Below are 16,303 nucleotides of genomic sequence, written 5' to 3'. Positions count from 1 at the left end.
ACATGGCCTCTGCATCAGACATCCGTATCGAGCATCGCGGCGAGGGCCGCGCCCTGGTCTCCATCGCACGGCCGCACCGGCGCAATGCCTGCGACTTCGCGGCCTGGACCGACCTGAAGGCGGCGTTCGAAACGCTCGGCGCCGACCCTTCGGTCAAGCTCATCGTGCTCACGGGCGCGGGCGGCCATTTCTGCGCCGGCGACGACGTGGTGGCGTTTTCCGCCGTCACCGACGAGGTGGAAAAGAACGTGTGGCGCGCGCGCATCCAGGAGTGCTATGCCGCCGTGCAGGCCGCGCCCAAGCCGGTGATCGCCGCGGTCTCCGGCGTCTGCGTGGGCGGCGGCTGCAGTCTGGCCATGTGCTGCGACTTCCGCGTGGGAGACGCCACCGCGCGCGTCGGCGTGCCGGTGGCCAAGCTCGGGCTGGTGTACCCCACGGTCCAGCTGCAGCGCCTGGCATGGCTGATCGGCGCGTCGAACGCGCGCCGCTGGGTATACGAAGCCGCGCTGTACGACGCCGCCGAGTCGCACCGCGTGGGCTATCTCGACACTCTCGCCGATGGCGATGCGGTGGAGGCGGCCTTCGCGTTCGGCGCGGGCATGGCGCAGGCCGCGCCGCTGTCCATCGCCGGCTCCAAGGCCCAGCTCAACGCCGTGCTGGCAGGCCGCGTGGAACAGGAGCGCGAATCGCTCGACGCCATGGTGCTGCGCGCCGACCGCAGCGAGGATTTCCGCGAAGCCGCCCGGGCTTTCGCCGAGAAGCGGCGCCCGGTCTTCACCGGGCGGTAGCCTGGAGCCTCCTCATCAAAAACAATAGCTGCCCGCGCTTGCCAGACAAGCGCAGGCAGCCTTTTTGACTGAACGACTCTTCAGGGCTTGACGATGAGGCTGTTGCGCACCTCGGTCACGCCCTTGACGGAGCGTGCCACCTCGCCCGCGCGGTTCTTCTCGGCCTGCGACTTGGCGAAGCCCGACAGCTGCACGACGCCGCCGTCGATGGTCTTGACGTGGATGGCGGCGGCCGACGTGGCGGGGTCGTTAGCCAGCTGGGCCTTCACGGCGGTGGTGACGGCCGAGCCGTCGATGTATTCGCCCACGGTTTCCTGCTTGCGCGCGACGGAGCAGCCCGCCAGCAGGCCCAGGGTGGCGCCTGCGAAGGCGGCGGTCATGAGGGCGCGGGTGATGGATTTCTTCATGGCGGTCGGTTCCCTTCCTGAGGTCGTTGCGGAAGCCCCGAGTATCGGGCGGCATACCGGCTCCGATTGTCAAGAATCCTGTTGCGGCGGGGGCCCCGGTAAAATCGCGGGCTTTGCTAGACAACTCGCGCCCGCCGCGCGGCGCCCCCTCTTCATGGCCAACTCTCAACAAATGGCGAATGCGATCCGCGCACTCGCAATGGATGCCGTTCAACAAGCCAATTCCGGCCACCCCGGTGCCCCGATGGGCATGGCCGACATGGCCGTGGCGCTGTGGGGCCGCCACCTGCGGCACAACCCCGCGAACCCACAGTGGGCCGACCGCGACCGCTTCGTGCTCTCCAACGGCCACGGCTCCATGCTGCTGTACGCGCTGCTGCACCTCACGGGCTACCCGCTGCCCATCGAGGAGCTGAAGAACTTCCGCCAGCTGCACAGCAAGACGGCCGGCCACCCCGAGCACGGCATCACCCCCGGCGTGGAAACCACCACCGGCCCGCTGGGCCAGGGCATCACCAACGCCGTGGGCTTCGCGCTGGCCGAGAAGCTGCTGGCCGCCGAGTTCAACCGCGACGGCCATGCCATCGTCGACCACCACACCTACGTGTTCCTGGGCGACGGCTGCCTGATGGAAGGCATCAGCCAGGAGGCGATCTCGCTCGCCGGCGCGTGGAAGCTGAACAAGCTGATCGCGCTCTACGACGACAACGGCATCAGCATCGACGGCCAGGTGGCCCCCTGGTTCGTGGACGACACGCCCGCGCGACTGCGCGCCTGCGGCTGGAACGTGATCGGCCCCGTGGACGGCCATGACGCCGACGCCGTGGCCGCGGCCATCGCCAGCGCGAAGGCCAGCGCCGACAAGCCCAGCTTCATCGTCTGCAGGACGGCCATCGGCAAGGGCTCGCCCAACCGCGCCAACACCGCCAAGGCGCACGGCGAGCCGCTGGGCGCCGAGGAAATCGCCCTGACGCGCAGCGCGCTGGGCTGGAGCAGCGCGCCGTTCGAGATCCCCGCCGAGGTCTACGCCGACTGGAACGCCAAGGACGCCGGCACCGCCGCCGAATCCGAGTGGAATGAGCGCTTCGCCGCCTACGCCGCCGCCTTCCCCGAGCAGGCCGCGGAGTTCACGCGCCGCATGGCGGGCGACCTGCCCAAGCACTTCGCGCAGACCGCCGTGGACGCCGTGGTGGCCGCCCACACCAAGGCCGAGACCGTGGCCAGCCGCAAGGCCAGCCAGATCGCGCTGGAGGCCTTCACCGCCCGCCTGCCCGAGCTGCTGGGCGGCAGCGCCGACCTGACCGGCTCCAACCTCACCAACACCAAGAGCACGCCCGCGCTGCGCTTCGACGAGCAGGGCCACGTGGTGCAGACCGAGGTGGTGCTGGGCGAGCAGACCTTCAAGATTGGCGGACGCCACATCAACTACGGCGTGCGCGAGTTCGGCATGGCCGCGGTCATGAACGGCATCGCGCTGCACGGCGGCTACATCCCCTATGGCGGCACCTTCCTCACGTTCAGCGACTACAGCCGCAACGCGATCCGCATGGCCGCGCTGATGAAGCAGCGCGTGATCCACGTGTTCACGCACGACTCCATCGGCCTGGGCGAGGACGGACCCACGCACCAGTCCATCGAGCACGCGGCCAGCCTGCGCCTGATCCCCAACCTGGACGTGTGGCGCCCCGGCGATACGGCCGAGACGGCCGTGGCCTGGAGCGTGGCCCTGTCCAACCGCGACAAGCCCACCGCGTTGCTTCTCTCGCGCCAGAACCTGCCCTACGCACCCAAGAGCGACCTGGGCGACATCTCGCGCGGCGCCTACATCCTCTCCGAGCCCAAGGACATCGGCCTCAAGAAACGCGCCCAGGCGGTCATCATCGCCACCGGCTCCGAGGTGCAGCTCGCCCTGGCCGCGCAGAAGCTCCTGGCCGAGCGCAAGATCGCCGTACGCGTGGTCTCCATGCCCAGCACCACGACCTTCGACCGCGAGGAAGCGAAGTACAAGAAGCTGGTGCTGCCCGCCAACCTGCCGCGCGTCGCCGTGGAAATGGGCGTGACCGACTTCTGGTGGAAGTACGGCTGCGCCGCCGTGGTGGGCATCGACACCTTCGGCGAGTCGGCGCCGGCCGGCGTGCTGTTCAAGCACTTCGGCTTCACGGCCGAGAACGTGGCCGACACGGTGCAGGCCGCGCTGCGCCGCGCGAAATGAATCCCCCGGTTTCGACATTGCAACTTTGAGGAGAGATTGACCATGACCATCAAGATCGGCATCAACGGCTTCGGCCGCATCGGCCGCAACGTGCTGCGCTCGGCAGTGCAGAACTTCTCCGACATCGAGGTCGTCGGCATCAACGACCTGCTGGAGCCCGAATACCTGGCCTACATGCTGCGCTACGACTCGGTGCACGGCCGCTTCAAGGGCGAAGTATCGGTCGAGGGCAACACGCTCACCGTCAACGGCAAGAAGATCCGCCTGACGCAGGAGCGCGACCCCGCCAACCTGAAGTGGAACGAGGTCGGCGCCGACATCGTGATCGAGTCCACGGGCCTGTTCCTGGACAAGGCCAGCGCCGAGAAGCACCTGGCCGCCGGCGCCAAGAAGGTGCTGATGTCCGCTCCCTCCAAGGACGACACGCCCATGTTCGTCTTCGGCGTGAACTGCCAGACCTACGCGGGCCAGGCCATCATCTCCAACGCCTCCTGCACTACGAACTGCCTGGCGCCCATCGCCAAGGTGCTCAACGACAAGTGGGGCATCAAGCGCGGCCTGATGACCACCGTGCACGCCGCCACCGCCACGCAGAAGACCGTGGACGGCCCCAGCAACAAGGACTGGCGCGGCGGCCGCGGCATCCTGGAGAACATCATCCCCAGCAGCACCGGCGCCGCCAAGGCCGTGGGCGTGGTGATCCCCGCGCTCAACAAGAAGCTGACCGGCATGTCCTTCCGCGTGCCCACCTCCGACGTGTCGGTGGTGGACCTGACGGTGGAGCTGGAGAAGGAAGCCAGCTACGACGAGATCAAGGCCGAGATGAAGGCCCAGTCCGAAGGCGCCCTCAAGGGCGTGCTGGGCTACACCGAGGACAAGGTGGTGGCCACCGACTTCCGCGGCGAGACCTGCACCTCGGTGTTCGACGCCGAGGCCGGCATCGCGCTGGACAAGACCTTCGTGAAGCTCGTCGCCTGGTACGACAACGAATGGGGCTACTCCAACAAGTGCCTGGAGATGGTCCGCGTGATGGCCAGCAAGTGAGCCCACGCTCCCGTTGCTAGAAACGCGCCCTGCGGGGCGCGTTTTTTTTGGCGGCGCCACCCCTGTTTTTGCATACGCAAGCCCCCGGAGCGCCGTCAAATATCCTTAACGCGGATCAGAACGGTCCGGAAATCGCTACAGTTGTGTCCAATGCAAGCAAGCGTTGCAGGCTGCTTGCTCCCCCCGCCCCCTGGGCGGCCCCTGTCCCAGCGAGTCACCCATGCGCCCGTACCATCCGGTCACCGCCCAGGCATCTCCTGTTTTCCGGCTGCTGCCGCCACGCTGAGGCGCGAGGGCACGCGATGGACTTCTACCGCCACATCTTCGAGGCCTCGCCCGATGGCCTGCTGGTCGTGGCGGAGGACGGGCGCATCGTGCAGGCCAACACGCGCGCCTGCCAGCTCTTCGGCTTCGCGCCGGGCGCGCTGGACGGGCAGCCCGTCGACACGCTGATCCCCGGCCGCTTCGCGCCGCGCCATGCAGGCTACCGCCAGCGCTACTTCGCGGCGCCGCACTCGCGGCCCATGGGCGCGGGGCTGGAGCTGTCGGGCCGGCGCCAGGACGGCAGCGAGTTCCCGGTGGACGTGATGCTCAGCCCCATCGCGACGGATGCGGGCATGGCGGCGCTGTGCGTGGTGCGCGACGTGACCGAGCGCCAGCAGGCCGAGAAGCGCTTCCGCGGCCTGCTGGAATCCGCGCCCGACGCGATGGTGATCGTCGACGCGCAGGGCCGCATCGTGCTGGTGAATTCGCAGACCGAGCGGCTGTTCGGCTTCCGGCGCGAGGAGCTGCTGGGCCAGCCGATCGAGATCCTCATCCCCGAGCGCCTGCGCGCGCACCACCCCGCGCACCGCCAGGGCTACCATGCCAACCCGCGCGTGCGCCCGATGGGCGAGGAGATGCAGCTGCACGGCCTGCGCAAGGACGGCGCGGAATTCCCCATCGAGATCAGCCTGAGCCCGCTGGAGACCGAGGACGGCACGCTGGTGGTCAGCGCGATCCGCGACATCACCTCGCGCGTGCGGGCGCAAGAGGAGCGCTACCGGCTCGCGGCGATCATCGAGTCAGCCACGGACGCGATCATCGGCAAGAGCCTGCAGGGCACGATCCAGAGCTGGAACCCCGCGGCCGAGCGCATGTTCGGCTACACCGCCGCCGAGATCACGGGGCGGCACATCTCGGTGCTCATCCCCGAGCCCATGCGGGCGGAGGAGGAGCGCATCATGCGCCAGATCCACCACGGCTCGCGCGTGGAGCCCTACGAGTCCCGCCGCGTGCACAAGAGCGGGCGGCTCATCGAGGTCTGGCTCACCGTCTCGCCCGTGCGCGACGGGCAGGGGCGCATCGTGGGCGCGTCCAAGATCGTGGCCGACCTGACGAACCGGCGCCGCGCCGAGCGCCAGTTCCAGGCGCTGCTGGAATCGGCGCCCGACGCCATCGTGATCGTGCGCGCCGACGGCCGCATCGCGCTCGTCAACTCGCAGACCGAGAAGCTCTTCGGCTACGAGCGCCAGGACCTGCTGGGCCAGAACGTGGAGATGCTCATGCCCGCGCGCTTCCACGCGCGCCACCCCAGCCACCGCAGCGGCTATTTCGCCAGCCCGCACCCGCGCCCCATGGGCAACGGGCTGGAACTGCGCGGGCTGCGCAAGGACGGCACCGAGTTCCCCATCGAGATCAGCCTGAGCCCGATCGAGACGGCCGAGGGGCTGCTCGTGTCCAGCGCCATCCGCGACGTGACCGACCGCAAGCGCGCCGAGCAGCTGCTGCTCGATTCGCTCAAGGAAAAGGAAGTGCTGCTCAAGGAGATCCACCACCGGGTGAAGAACAACCTCGCGGTGATCTCCAGCCTGTTCTACCTGCAGTCGAGCTACCTGCACGACGAGCGCATGAAGACCATCATGCAGCAGAGCCAGGACCGCGTGCGCTCGATGGCCATGGTGCACGAGAGCCTGTACAGCCACGACAATCTCGCGGAGGTGGACTTCTCCGAGTACGTGGCCAACCTGAGCGCCCGGCTCGTCGCCAGCTACGGGCTGGACGGCCGCCCGGTCGTGCTCACGACGGCGCTGGAGCCGATCCTGCTGGGCATCGACACGGCGGTGCCCTGCGGGCTGATCCTCAACGAACTGGTCACCAATGCGATCAAGCACGGCCTGGCGCAGGGCGGCACCCTGCACGTGACGCTGCGCCGGGTCGACCCCGGCACGTTCGCGCTGGGCGTGCGCGACGACGGAACGGGCCTGCCGCAGGGCTTCGACATGGGCGGCGGCACCTCGCTGGGCATGCGCCTGATGCGCTCGCTGTCCAAGCAGATCAACGGGCAGATCGTCCTGCGACCGGCCGCGCCGGGCACCGAGGCGCTGCTGACGGCGCCGCTGCGCCAGAAGAAGGAGGAGGAGTGAGCATCACCGATCGCGCATGGCGGCTGCTGGTCGTCGAGGACGAGGCGCTCATCGCCGAGGAGACGGCCGACCGCCTCACCCGCATGGGCCACGAGGTGGTGGGCATCGCCGACACGGGGCGGGAGGCCATCGACATGGCGCAGGACCACCGCCCGGACCTGGTGCTCATGGACATCCACCTCAAGGGCCGCATGACCGGCATCGAGGCCGCGCAGCAGATCTACGACAGCCTGGGCACGCCGGTGGTGTTCGCCTCCGCCCACTCCGACCGCGAGACGCTGCAGCGCGCGCAGACCAACGCGCAGTTCGGCTACATCCTCAAGCCCTTCCGCGAGAACGACCTGACCCTGGCGCTGCGCGTGGCCATGCACCGCCACCACGTGGAAACGCACCTGCGCAAGACCGAGCTGACGCACGCGGCCATCCTCGCGAGCATCAACGACTGCGTGATCGTCGCCAACGCGCAGGGGCGCATCGGCTTCATGAACCTCAAGGCCGAGGAGCTGCTGGGCTGGCACGCGCTGGAGTCGTTCGACCGGCCGCTGGAGCAGGTGGTGCCGCTGGTGGACGAAAGCGGCCGCGAGAGCATCCGTATCGGCCGCGCGCTGCCCGACGGCTACACCTGCATGCTGACCAACCGCAACGGCCACGCGCTGCACGTGGAGATCACCGTCACGCCCATCGAGGACGCGGTGCACCGCGAGATCGGCACCACCGTCGTGCTCAAGGACGTGACCGACAAGAAGCGCAAGGATGCGCTGATCTGGCGCCAGGCCAATTTCGACGACCTGACCGGCCTGCCCAACCGCGGCATGTTCCGCGACCGCCTGCGCGCCGAGATGCTGCGCGCCGAAGCGGCGCAGCTCCCGGTGGCCCTGCTGCTGCTCGACCTGGACCACTTCAAGGAAGTCAACGACACGCTGGGCCATGAGAAGGGCGACGAGCTGCTCGCCGAGGCGGCCCGGCGCATCCAGGGCTGCCTGCGCCACGGCGACCTCGTGGCGCGGCTGGGCGGCGACGAGTTCGGCGTGATCCTGCCCGGCATGGGCGAGTGCGCGCCCATCGAGCAGCTGGCCGCGCGCATCACCCGCGCGCTGGCCGAGCCCCTGTTCATCGGCAACGTGCCGCTGCACGTGGAGGCCAGCATGGGCATCGCCGTGTTCCCGCGCGACGCGCAGGCCTACGAAGACCTCGTGAAGTACGCCGACCAGGCCATGTACGCCGCCAAGTCCGAGGGACGCAACCGCTTCGCCCACTTCACCCATGCGATCCGCGCGCGCGTGGAGCACCACCAGGCGCTGATGCGCGACCTGCGCCAGGCGCTGGCGCGCGGGCAATTGCAGGTCCACTACCAGCCCATCGTCGCCCTGCGCACGGGCGAGGTCGCCAAGGCCGAGGCGCTGCTGCGCTGGCACCACCCGCAGCACGGCATGGTGAGCCCGCTGGAGTTCATCCCGCTGGCCGAGGAGTCGGGCCTGATCCACGAGATCGGCGACTGGGTGTTCGGCCAGGCGGCCGACGCGCTGGCGCAGCTCGGGCGGCCGCTGCAGATCAGCGTGAACGCATCGGCCACGCAGCTGGCCTCGCCGCACTTCGGCGTGGCGCACTGGGGCGCGCGGCTGGACGCGCTGGGCATCGCGCGGCAGTCGATCTCGCTGGAGATCACCGAGAGCGCGCTGGTCGAAGACTCGCCCCAGGTGCGCCAGTGCCTGACGGACTTCCGCACGCAGGGCATCGAGGTGTCCATCGACGACTTCGGCACCGGCTTCTCGTCGCTGGCCTACCTGAAGAAGTTCGACATCGACTACCTGAAGGTGGACGCCTCGTTCGTGCGCGGGCTCGCGCACGACGAGAACGACCGCATCATCGTCGAGGCCATCATCGTCATGGCGCACAAGCTGGGCATCAAGACCATCGCCGAGGGCGTGGAGACGCCGGAGCAGCGTGCCATCCTGGGCGCGCTGCAGTGCGACTACGCGCAGGGCTACCTGTTCTCGCGCCCCGTGCCGCTGCCGGAGTTCGAACGCTTCGTCGCCCACGCGGGTTCATAGCCGAATCGGCCTCCAGCGCTTATTGGGCAAGCGCAAGCAGCTATTCTTTCAGAAGCATCCAGGCCGCGCCGGCCGGCAGGCGATACTTGGCCCATGGACACATCCCTGCCCCCCATCGCCGCCACGGCGGCCGAGGTGCTGCGCTTCTGGTTCGACGAGAGCACGCCCCGGCAATGGTTCGCCAAGGACGACGCCTTCGACACCGCCATCCGTACGCGCTTCGCGGCGCTGCACGCGCAGGCCGCCCAGGGCGAGCTGTGGCACTGGCGCACGGACGCGCCGGGCCGGCTGGCCGAGGTCATCGTGCTGGACCAGTTCTCGCGCAACCTGCACCGCGGTGCGCCCGCGGCCTTCGCGCAGGACGGCATGGCGCTCGCGCTCGCGCAGGAGGCCGTAGCCCAGGGCCTGGATGCGCAGCTGCCCCCGCAGCGGCGCGCCTTCCTCTACATGCCCTACATGCACAGCGAGTCGCTGCGCGTGCAGCAGGAATCGCTGCGCCTGTTCACCGCACTGGGCGCGGCGGAGAGCCTGGACTACGCACACCAGCACGAGGCCATCATCGCGCGCTTCCACCGCTACCCGCACCGCAACGCCGCGCTGGGGCGCGCCAGCACGCCCGAGGAGCGGGACTTCCTGCAGCAGCCCGGCAGCGCGTTCTGATGGCCACGTCTGCCCGCACCCGCAGCACCTACCGCCACGGCGACCTGCGCCGCGCGCTGCTGGAGGCCGGCATCGCCCAGGCCCGCGCCGGCGGCCCGCAGGCCATCGTGCTGCGCGAGGCCACGCGGCAGGCGGGCGTGGCGCCCAACGCGGCCTACCGCCATTTCGCCAACCGGCAGGACCTGCTGGAGGCCGTACGCGCCCACGCGCTGGCCGCCGTGGCCCGCGCCATGGAGGCGGAACTGGCCACCGTGCCGCCGGACCTGCCCGCGGCCGACCATGCCCGCGCCTGCGTGCGCGCCGTGGGCCTGGGCTACCTGCGCTTCGCGCGCGAGGAGACGGGGCTGTTCCACACCGCCTTCGCGGCCGCGGGCGACCTCGGCGCGGACACTCCCGGAGGCGGCGACAAGGCCGGCGCCAGCGGGCTCGACCCGTACCAGCTGCTGGGCGCCGCGCTCGACCGCCTGGTGGCCAGCGGCGCCCTGCCGACCGAGCGCCGGCCAGGCGCGGAGTTCCTCGCCTGGTCCGCCGTGCACGGCCTGGCCATGCTCGTCATCGACGGCCCCCTGGGCCGTGCCGTGGGCCCGCAGATGGACGCGGTGGCCCAGCGGCTGCTCGACATGGTGGAAAAAGGGCTGTAGGCGCCGCGCGCGCCTACAGCCCTCGGACATGAGCCAAATCAGGCTCTAGCGCTTGACAGGCAAGCGCCAGCAGCTATCGAAACAGAAGCATCTATCAGGACACCGTGCGGATGGTGTCGCGGCCCTGGCGGTCCTTGGCGCGCTCCAGGTCGTCGCCCAGCGCGCGCACCAGCTTGTCGGCGGCGGCGGCGAACGCATCGCCCACCTTCGCGGCCTCGGCGTGCGCGGCCACGGGCTGGCGGCCGGCGGGGCGGGCCTCGATCACGCAACGCTTGTCGGCCGTGCCGCTCTTGCCGCCGTCCACGTCGGAGAAGAAGACCTCCACGCGCGTCACGTGCTCGCGAAAGCGCGCCAGCCGCTGGGCGGCCTCGTCCTGGGCCCAGCGGACGAGCGATTCGCCGCCCTGGATGTGGTCGTTGGTGTGCACCTGGATCTGCATGGTTTCTCCTTTCGTGAAAACGCCTCCATCATGCCTGTGCTCCGGCACGAAGGCTTGATAGGGGTCAAGCATCAGAGCTTGTCGAGCGCCACAGCGGGCTGCCAGGCGGCCGTGGCAGGCAGGCGGCGCGCCTGCTCCAGGCGCTCGGCCAGGCGGGTCGCCGCGGGGTCGCCGGGCAGCAGCGCACACAAGGCGTCCAGGCTGGCCCCGGCCTCGGCCCATTGGCGGGCGTGGAAGTGCTGCAGCGCGTCGCGGCTGAGGGCGCGCACGCGCGCGTCGTCGCACGGGGTGAACACGCGCACGGGCTCGCTGCGGCCCTTGACGATCACGTCGTCCAGCGCGCGCAGGCCCAGTTCGGGCGGCAGCCGCTCGGCCGTGGAGCCCGACATCAGGATGTGCGTGCCGAAGGCCTTGTTGGCCCCCTCCAGCCGCGCGGCGAGGTTCACCGCGTCGCCGATGGCGGTGTAGGAAAAGCGCTGCTCGGAGCCCACGTTGCCCACCACCACGCGGCCCGTGTGCAGGCCGATGCGCATGTGCACGGGCGGCAGGCCGCGCTCGCGCAGGCGCCCGGCCAGTCCCTCCATGGCCTGGCGCATGGCCAGGGCGGCGCGCACGGCGTGCTCGGCATGGTGGGCGTCGTCCAGCGGCGCCCCCCAGAAGGCCATGACGGCATCGCCGATGAACTTGTCCACCGTGCCGCCGGTGGCGTGGATCAGCGGAGTCATGGTGTTGAAGTAGAGCGTGAGCAGCTCCACCGTCTGCTCGGCGCTGAGCAGCTCGGACAGGGTGGTGAAACCCTCCAGGTCGGTGAACATCAGCGTCACCTCGCGCGCCTCGCCGCCCAGGCGCAGCAGGTGGGGCTGGGCGACCAGGCGCTCGACCACGGTGGGCGGCACGTACTGCGCGAACATGGCCCGCGTGAGCCGCGCGTGGCGCCGCGTGGCCGCGTAGGCCGCCAGCGCCATCGCGCCATAGACCGCGAGCACGGCGGCCATGGGAAACAGCGGCGCCAGCCACAGCCCGCGCGCGAACAGCGCCCACGACAGCAGCGCCACGCCCGCCGCCAGCGCGGCGGCCAGCGCGGCGGCCGCACCCGGGTGCAGACGCCGCCCCGCCGCCAGCAGCAGCGCACAGGCCGCGCCCACCAGCGCCAGCGACCAGCCCTCGGGCACGCCGCGCAGGCCGGCGCCGGTGAGCTGGTTGTCGATCAGCGTGGCCTGCAGCTCCACGCCGGGGAACAGGCGCTCGCCGCCCAGCGCCGCGAAGGGCGAGTTGAACAGGTCGGCCTGCGCGTGCGACAGCTCCACGGCCGAGAGTGCGGAGCGGCCCACCAGCACGGTCTTGCCCTTGAAGAAGCCCGGCGGCAGCAGGCCGGGCAGCAGCGCCTGGTAGTACGAGCGCGTGTCGAAGGTGCCGCGCGGGCCTCGGTAGACGATGTATTCCTGCGTGCCGTCCGGCGCCCCGCCGCCCGCCAGCGCGGCCATGCGCGCGGCGAAGCTGCCCGCGTGGTGGTGCGCGCGGCGCACGACGAAGTCGTCGTCCGGCTGCACCATGGATTCGCCCGCGATCGCCCCGGCCTGCGCGAAGCGCGCCAGCGGCAGCACCTGCACCCACAGGTCGGCGTTGGCGTTGTCGGCCCGCTCGCGCGCCGAGGCCAGCACCACGGGCGCGGCCTGCCGGGTGAAGCGGGCGATGGCCTCGGCGAAGGCGGCGTCCTCCTCCTCGCGCGAGGCCTCGGAGAACAGCACGTCGAAGCCCACGGCCGCCGCGCCGTCGGCACGCAGGCGCTCCAGCAGCTGCGCATGCATGCTGCGCGGGAAGGGCCATGCCTGGCCGAGCTGCTGGAAGGTGGGCTCGTCGATCGCCAGGACCACGATGGGCAGCGGCGAGGGGCCGGGCGCCGTGACCGTGGCGAGCAGGTCGAAGCTCTTGAACTCCAGCGCATGCCAGACGCGCGTGAAGCTCGCGGCCCAGACCAATGCCAGGGCCAGGAGAGCCACCGCCCATGTTTTAGAAGCGGTAGCGCGCGTCGATGACATACCGCTCCGAGTAGCGCGGCGACGAGGGCGCGAACAGGTTGAGCGCCGCCACGCCGACGATCCAGCGCTTGTCCGCCGTCTCCCAGTAGGCCAGCAGGTCCAGGCCCCAGCCGGCGGGCCGGCGGGTGAGGTTCTCCTTGTCCTCGAAGCGCTGCGAGCGGTGGACGGCGCGTGCGCTCAGGTACCAGCCCTGGGCGCCGGCCCAGGTGGTGCCCAGCACGGCAGTGTGGCGCGGCACGAAGGGCACCTGCCGGCCCGATAGCACGTCGCCCGAGCTGCCCTGCACGTAGCTGCTGCGGCTGTGCTGGTAGAGGTACTTGGCGTAGCCGGACCAGTGGCGGCTGAACAGGTGGTTCACGCCCGCGCCCAGCACGCTGAGGGTGCCGCGCTCGAAGTCCGGCGAGCCTTCGAGCACGTCGGCGGTGGACAGGTTGACGGTCTGCTGGTTGCGCAGCTCCTCCAGGAACGGCATGGAGGGCGTGCGCAGGTCCACGCCCACGGTGCCGGGGTTGGCGATGCGCAGGTGGTCGGCGCGCAGCGTGGCGTAGGTGCGCTCGCCCAGCTCCAGCCCCAGTTGCGCCACGCTGCGCCGCTGGCGACCGCCCGCCTGCACCAGGCGGTCTTCCACGGGAATGCCGGCGGTTTCCACGCCGGCCAGGGTGGCGGTGGACAGGGGCCGCTGCCAGTCCTGGTAGGCCACGCGCAGCGTGGCCCCGGCCGCCGGGCGCCACACCAGGCCCAGGCGCGGGGTGAAGGTGTGCTCGGTGTCGTGGCGCGTGGCGGTGTCGGTCACGACGGCCTGCGCGGCCACCAGGGCCACCATGTTCTCGCCCTGCACGCGGTGGCGTATGCGCTGCCAGCCCAGGGCCGCGTCCAGCGTGGCAGCAGGCGACAGCGCCTGCTGCAGCGCCAGCGTGAGGCTGCTGTAGCGCCGGTCGATGCGGTTCTGGCCGGCGAACAGCATCACGTCGGCCAGGCCGGCCGCGCCGTAGACGGGGCCGTAGCCTTCCACGATGCTGGTCTGTTTCTCGACGGCGTGCTCCAGCGTGGCGCCCAGGCGGGTGCCGGGCGCGGCATCCAGCGTGTGGCGCACCTGCAGCTCCGACAGGCGCCGCGCGGGATCGGCCGCCAGCCCCAGCACGCCGGCCACGGGCGGGTTGACGAACAGCGCGGGGGCATTGGCGGCCGTGGTGTGCTCCAGGCTGCGGCCGAGCTTGAACCAGGTCTGCTCCACCGGGCTCCAGCGGTACGACAGGCCCGCCGCGCCCTGGCGCAATGTGTGGTCCATGCGCGTGTGCTCGTAGTCCTGCCCCAGGCCCAGCAGGTCCATCTGGTTGCGCCCGCGCAGGCGCATGTCGAAATGGCTGGCGTAGGCGAAGAGGTTCAGTCGCTCGGTGGGCTGCAGGCCCAGGCCCAGGGTGTAGACCTCGGCGCGGGTGTCGCCGGGGCCGGACTCGTCGCGCATGGCCGGCGCGTCGGACACGCCCACGTCGATGGGCTCGCGGCTGTTGAGGGACTGGGCCTTGAGGAACCACGATACGGGCACGTGCCGGTTGTCCATGCCGTTGAGGGTGACGGCCGGCATGCTGCGGTGGTGGAACTCCTTCTCCAGCGTGAGCCCCGCCGATCCGTGCACGCCGGGCTGCTGCAGCAGCGAGGAGTGGCGCTGGCTGGCGCCGAAGGCCATGGGATCGGTGAGGAAGCCCTGCATGAGGGCGGAGTTCTTGTTGAACTCGCCCGGATAGCGGTCGGCCAGGAACAGGTGGCTCGCGCCCCAGTAGGGGTAATGGCTCTGCTGGGCCAGCTCCAGCGCCCAGTCCTCCAGGCCGAAGAAGGCCAGCGACGCGCCCAGGTTGGCGCTGCCCTGCTGGTCGTTGGCGATCTGGTTGAGCGACTTGAGGTAGGGCATGCGCGCCACGCCCTCGCGCGCGGCGGCCACGGCGTCGCCGGGCTGAAATAGGTCGGTGTGGATGCGCGCCAGCAGCAGGTGGGGCACGGGATCCTTGTCGTCGAGCGCGATGGCCTGCTCCAGCGCGCCCACGGCGTCTGCATGGCGGCCGAGCTGGTAGTAGGCCACGGCCGTCCAGGTCTTGGCGCGGGCGTAGCGCGGCTCCATGACGCCGGCGCGCAGGAAGGCGTCCAGCGCCTGCGCGGGCTCGCCGCGCTTGAGGTGCAGCAGGCCCAGGCCGGTCAAGGCCACGTAGTCGGCCGGGTTGGCGGCCAGCGCCTGGGCGAAGGCGTCCTGGGCCGGGTCGAAGCGGTTGGCCAGCGTCTCCAGCGTGCCCAGCTCGCCGGCCGCGCCCGGCGCGCGGGCGGACAGGGCCAGCGCCTGCTGCAGGTGGCGGCGCGCGGGCACGGTGTCCTCGCGCTCGGCCTGGGCGCTGCCCAGGCCTTGCCAGCCGCGCGCGTCCTGCGGCGCGACCTGCGTGGCCTGGGTGTACTGCGCCAGGGTGGCGGGCGCGTCGCCGCGCCGGCGCGCGAGTTCCGCGCGCACCAGCGCCAAGGCCAGGTCCTGCGCGGCCTCGTGGCCCGCGAGGGTGCGGCTGCTGTCGTCCAGCCGGTCGGCCAGCAGCTGCGCGCGTGCGAGCTGCGCGGTGAGCGCGCCGTGGCCCGGGCGCTGGCGCAGGCCGGCGCGCAGCGTGGCCTCGGCGGCGGCGCTGTCGCCGTCCATGAGCTGCAGATCCGACAGCATCAGCCACGCGGCGGCGGGCGTGCCCTCCTGCGCAGCGCGGGTCTGGGCCAGCAGGCGCTGGCGCGCGGCGGCGGTATCACCCTCGGCCAGCAGCACGGCGGATTCGGCCGCGGCCTGCCAGGCAGGCGGCAGCGCGGTGCGCGCGGCATCCAGCGCCGTGCGGGCACGGGCCGCGTCGCCCGCCTGCAGCGCCTGCTGCAGGGGCTGCAGCGGCGCGGGCAGGGGCTCGGCCGCGAGGTGCGGCGCGGGGTCGGCCCGCAGGGCGTTGACCCACTGGATGCGGTCGCGCGGACGGCTCAGCACCAGGCGCACGGGGGCCTTGCCCACCTCGGCCAGCGCGGCCTCGTTGGCCGCCACGCGCACCTGGCCCTGGTTGTTGGACAGCTCCACCACGCCCGAGAGCACGGTGAGCACGGTGCGGCCGTCCGGCCCCACCTCCAGGTCCCAGTCGGTGCCGCGGATGGCGGCCACGGCCGCGGGCGTCTGCACCTCCAGCCGCGAGCCGTCGGCGCGCTTGGTCTGCGCCCAGGCGCGGCCCGCATCCAGCACCAGGCGGGTCAGCGGCTGCGCGGGCGTAGCGAGCGACTTGACCTGCAGTGTGGTGTTCTGGTGCAGGCGCACCTGCGTCTGGTCGGCGAACAGCACGGCCATCTTGGCGGCCTCGCGCGTGCGCACGGAGTCGCCCGCCGCCAGCGGCTGCGCGGCGCGCGCGGGCTGCCACTGCGTGGCGGCGGCCGGGCGCTGGTCGCCCAGGCCCTGCAGGCTCAGGATCTCGGCCGCGGCGCCCGGCGGCACGGCGGCCGGCGCGGTGCAGGGCCAGGCCAGCGCGCAGGCCAGGCTGCAGGCGCTCAGACGCAGGGCGATGGTTGGCATGGGGGTCCCCTCTGGTGTTCGAATAGGCCGCATGGCCCTGTTGGGTGAAATT

Annotated in this window: 11 protein-coding genes; 7 read left to right on the top strand and 4 right to left on the bottom strand. The window is 71.2% G+C overall.

All coding sequences use genetic code 11. The features are described from left to right. The first annotated feature begins 2 nt into the window (after positions 1-2). Positions 3-788 carry an enoyl-CoA hydratase/isomerase family protein gene (locus tag AVS7_RS14985; RefSeq protein ID WP_020229197.1) on the top strand — a complete coding sequence of 262 codons (786 nt, stop codon included), beginning with the start codon at positions 3-5 and terminating at the stop codon, positions 786-788. Between the two features lie 80 nt (positions 789-868). Here the strand turns inward: AVS7_RS14985 and AVS7_RS14980 are convergent, their stop codons facing one another. After that, positions 869-1,195: a BON domain-containing protein gene (locus AVS7_RS14980; protein WP_020229196.1), complete on the bottom strand. Its 327-nt coding sequence runs from the start codon at positions 1,193-1,195 to the stop codon at positions 869-871. Positions 1,196-1,349: 154 nt separating this feature from the next. Between AVS7_RS14980 and tkt the strand changes: the two genes are divergently transcribed. The 6 genes from tkt (at position 1,350) to AVS7_RS14950 (ending at position 10,208) form a co-directional block, all read left to right on the top strand. Then, positions 1,350-3,407, top strand: a complete 2,058-nt coding sequence (tkt, locus tag AVS7_RS14975) for a transketolase (protein WP_034691026.1) — start codon at positions 1,350-1,352, stop codon at positions 3,405-3,407. A 42-nt stretch (positions 3,408-3,449) separates the two neighbouring features. Beyond that, positions 3,450-4,451, top strand: coding sequence for a type I glyceraldehyde-3-phosphate dehydrogenase (gene gap / locus AVS7_RS14970; RefSeq protein WP_020229194.1), 1,002 nt, complete (start codon positions 3,450-3,452; stop codon positions 4,449-4,451). Between the two features lie 302 nt (positions 4,452-4,753). Next, a complete protein-coding gene (locus AVS7_RS23355) occupies positions 4,754-6,856 on the top strand; it encodes a PAS domain S-box protein (RefSeq protein ID WP_020229193.1) in 2,103 nt (700 codons plus the stop codon). Then, positions 6,853-8,907, top strand: coding sequence for a bifunctional diguanylate cyclase/phosphodiesterase (locus tag AVS7_RS23350; protein WP_020229192.1), 2,055 nt, complete (start codon positions 6,853-6,855; stop codon positions 8,905-8,907). The genes AVS7_RS23355 and AVS7_RS23350 overlap by 4 nt, the downstream gene beginning before the upstream one ends. Positions 8,908-9,000: 93 nt before the next feature. After that, a complete protein-coding gene (locus AVS7_RS14955) occupies positions 9,001-9,567 on the top strand; it encodes a DUF924 family protein (RefSeq protein ID WP_020229191.1) in 567 nt (188 codons plus the stop codon). Beyond that, positions 9,567-10,208 (top strand): TetR/AcrR family transcriptional regulator, encoded by a 642-nt coding sequence (locus AVS7_RS14950; RefSeq protein ID WP_020229190.1) that lies wholly within the window; start codon positions 9,567-9,569, stop codon positions 10,206-10,208. The genes AVS7_RS14955 and AVS7_RS14950 overlap by 1 nt, the downstream gene beginning before the upstream one ends. 94 nt (positions 10,209-10,302) lie before the next feature. On the opposite strand, the gene AVS7_RS14945 is transcribed toward AVS7_RS14950, so the two are convergent. From AVS7_RS14945 to AVS7_RS14935, 3 genes are all read right to left on the bottom strand, one after another. Then, positions 10,303-10,647 (bottom strand): HPF/RaiA family ribosome-associated protein, encoded by a 345-nt coding sequence (locus AVS7_RS14945; RefSeq protein ID WP_020229189.1) that lies wholly within the window; start codon positions 10,645-10,647, stop codon positions 10,303-10,305. Between the two features lie 71 nt (positions 10,648-10,718). Then, complete coding sequence (locus tag AVS7_RS14940) at positions 10,719-12,647, bottom strand: adenylate/guanylate cyclase domain-containing protein (RefSeq protein ID WP_024001633.1); 1,929 nt, start codon at positions 12,645-12,647, stop codon at positions 10,719-10,721. Positions 12,648-12,657: 10 nt separating this feature from the next. Then, positions 12,658-16,251, bottom strand: a complete 3,594-nt coding sequence (locus AVS7_RS14935) for a TonB-dependent receptor domain-containing protein (protein ID WP_020229187.1) — start codon at positions 16,249-16,251, stop codon at positions 12,658-12,660. Positions 16,252-16,303 lie beyond the last annotated feature (52 nt).

The organism is Acidovorax sp. MR-S7 (assembly GCF_000400995.2).
GTDB lineage: Bacteria > Pseudomonadota > Gammaproteobacteria > Burkholderiales > Burkholderiaceae_C > MR-S7.
Note: the sequence above shows the minus strand (reverse complement) of the source record. Positions and strands in the feature narration are given on the sequence as shown.

Excerpts from the sequence above, each read along its gene's own strand:
- AVS7_RS14985 (WP_020229197.1), top strand. The coding sequence starts at position 3 with ATGGCCTCTGCATCAGACATCCGTATCGAGCATCGCGGCGAGGGCCGC.
- AVS7_RS14980 (WP_020229196.1), bottom strand. The coding sequence starts at position 1,195 with ATGAAGAAATCCATCACCCGCGCCCTCATGACCGCCGCCTTCGCAGGC.
- tkt (WP_034691026.1), top strand. The coding sequence starts at position 1,350 with ATGGCCAACTCTCAACAAATGGCGAATGCGATCCGCGCACTCGCAATG.
- gap (WP_020229194.1), top strand. The coding sequence starts at position 3,450 with ATGACCATCAAGATCGGCATCAACGGCTTCGGCCGCATCGGCCGCAAC.
- AVS7_RS23355 (WP_020229193.1), top strand. The coding sequence starts at position 4,754 with ATGGACTTCTACCGCCACATCTTCGAGGCCTCGCCCGATGGCCTGCTG.
- AVS7_RS14955 (WP_020229191.1), top strand. The coding sequence starts at position 9,001 with ATGGACACATCCCTGCCCCCCATCGCCGCCACGGCGGCCGAGGTGCTG.
- AVS7_RS14950 (WP_020229190.1), top strand. The coding sequence starts at position 9,567 with ATGGCCACGTCTGCCCGCACCCGCAGCACCTACCGCCACGGCGACCTG.
- AVS7_RS14945 (WP_020229189.1), bottom strand. The coding sequence starts at position 10,647 with ATGCAGATCCAGGTGCACACCAACGACCACATCCAGGGCGGCGAATCG.
- AVS7_RS14935 (WP_020229187.1), bottom strand. The coding sequence starts at position 16,251 with ATGCCAACCATCGCCCTGCGTCTGAGCGCCTGCAGCCTGGCCTGCGCG.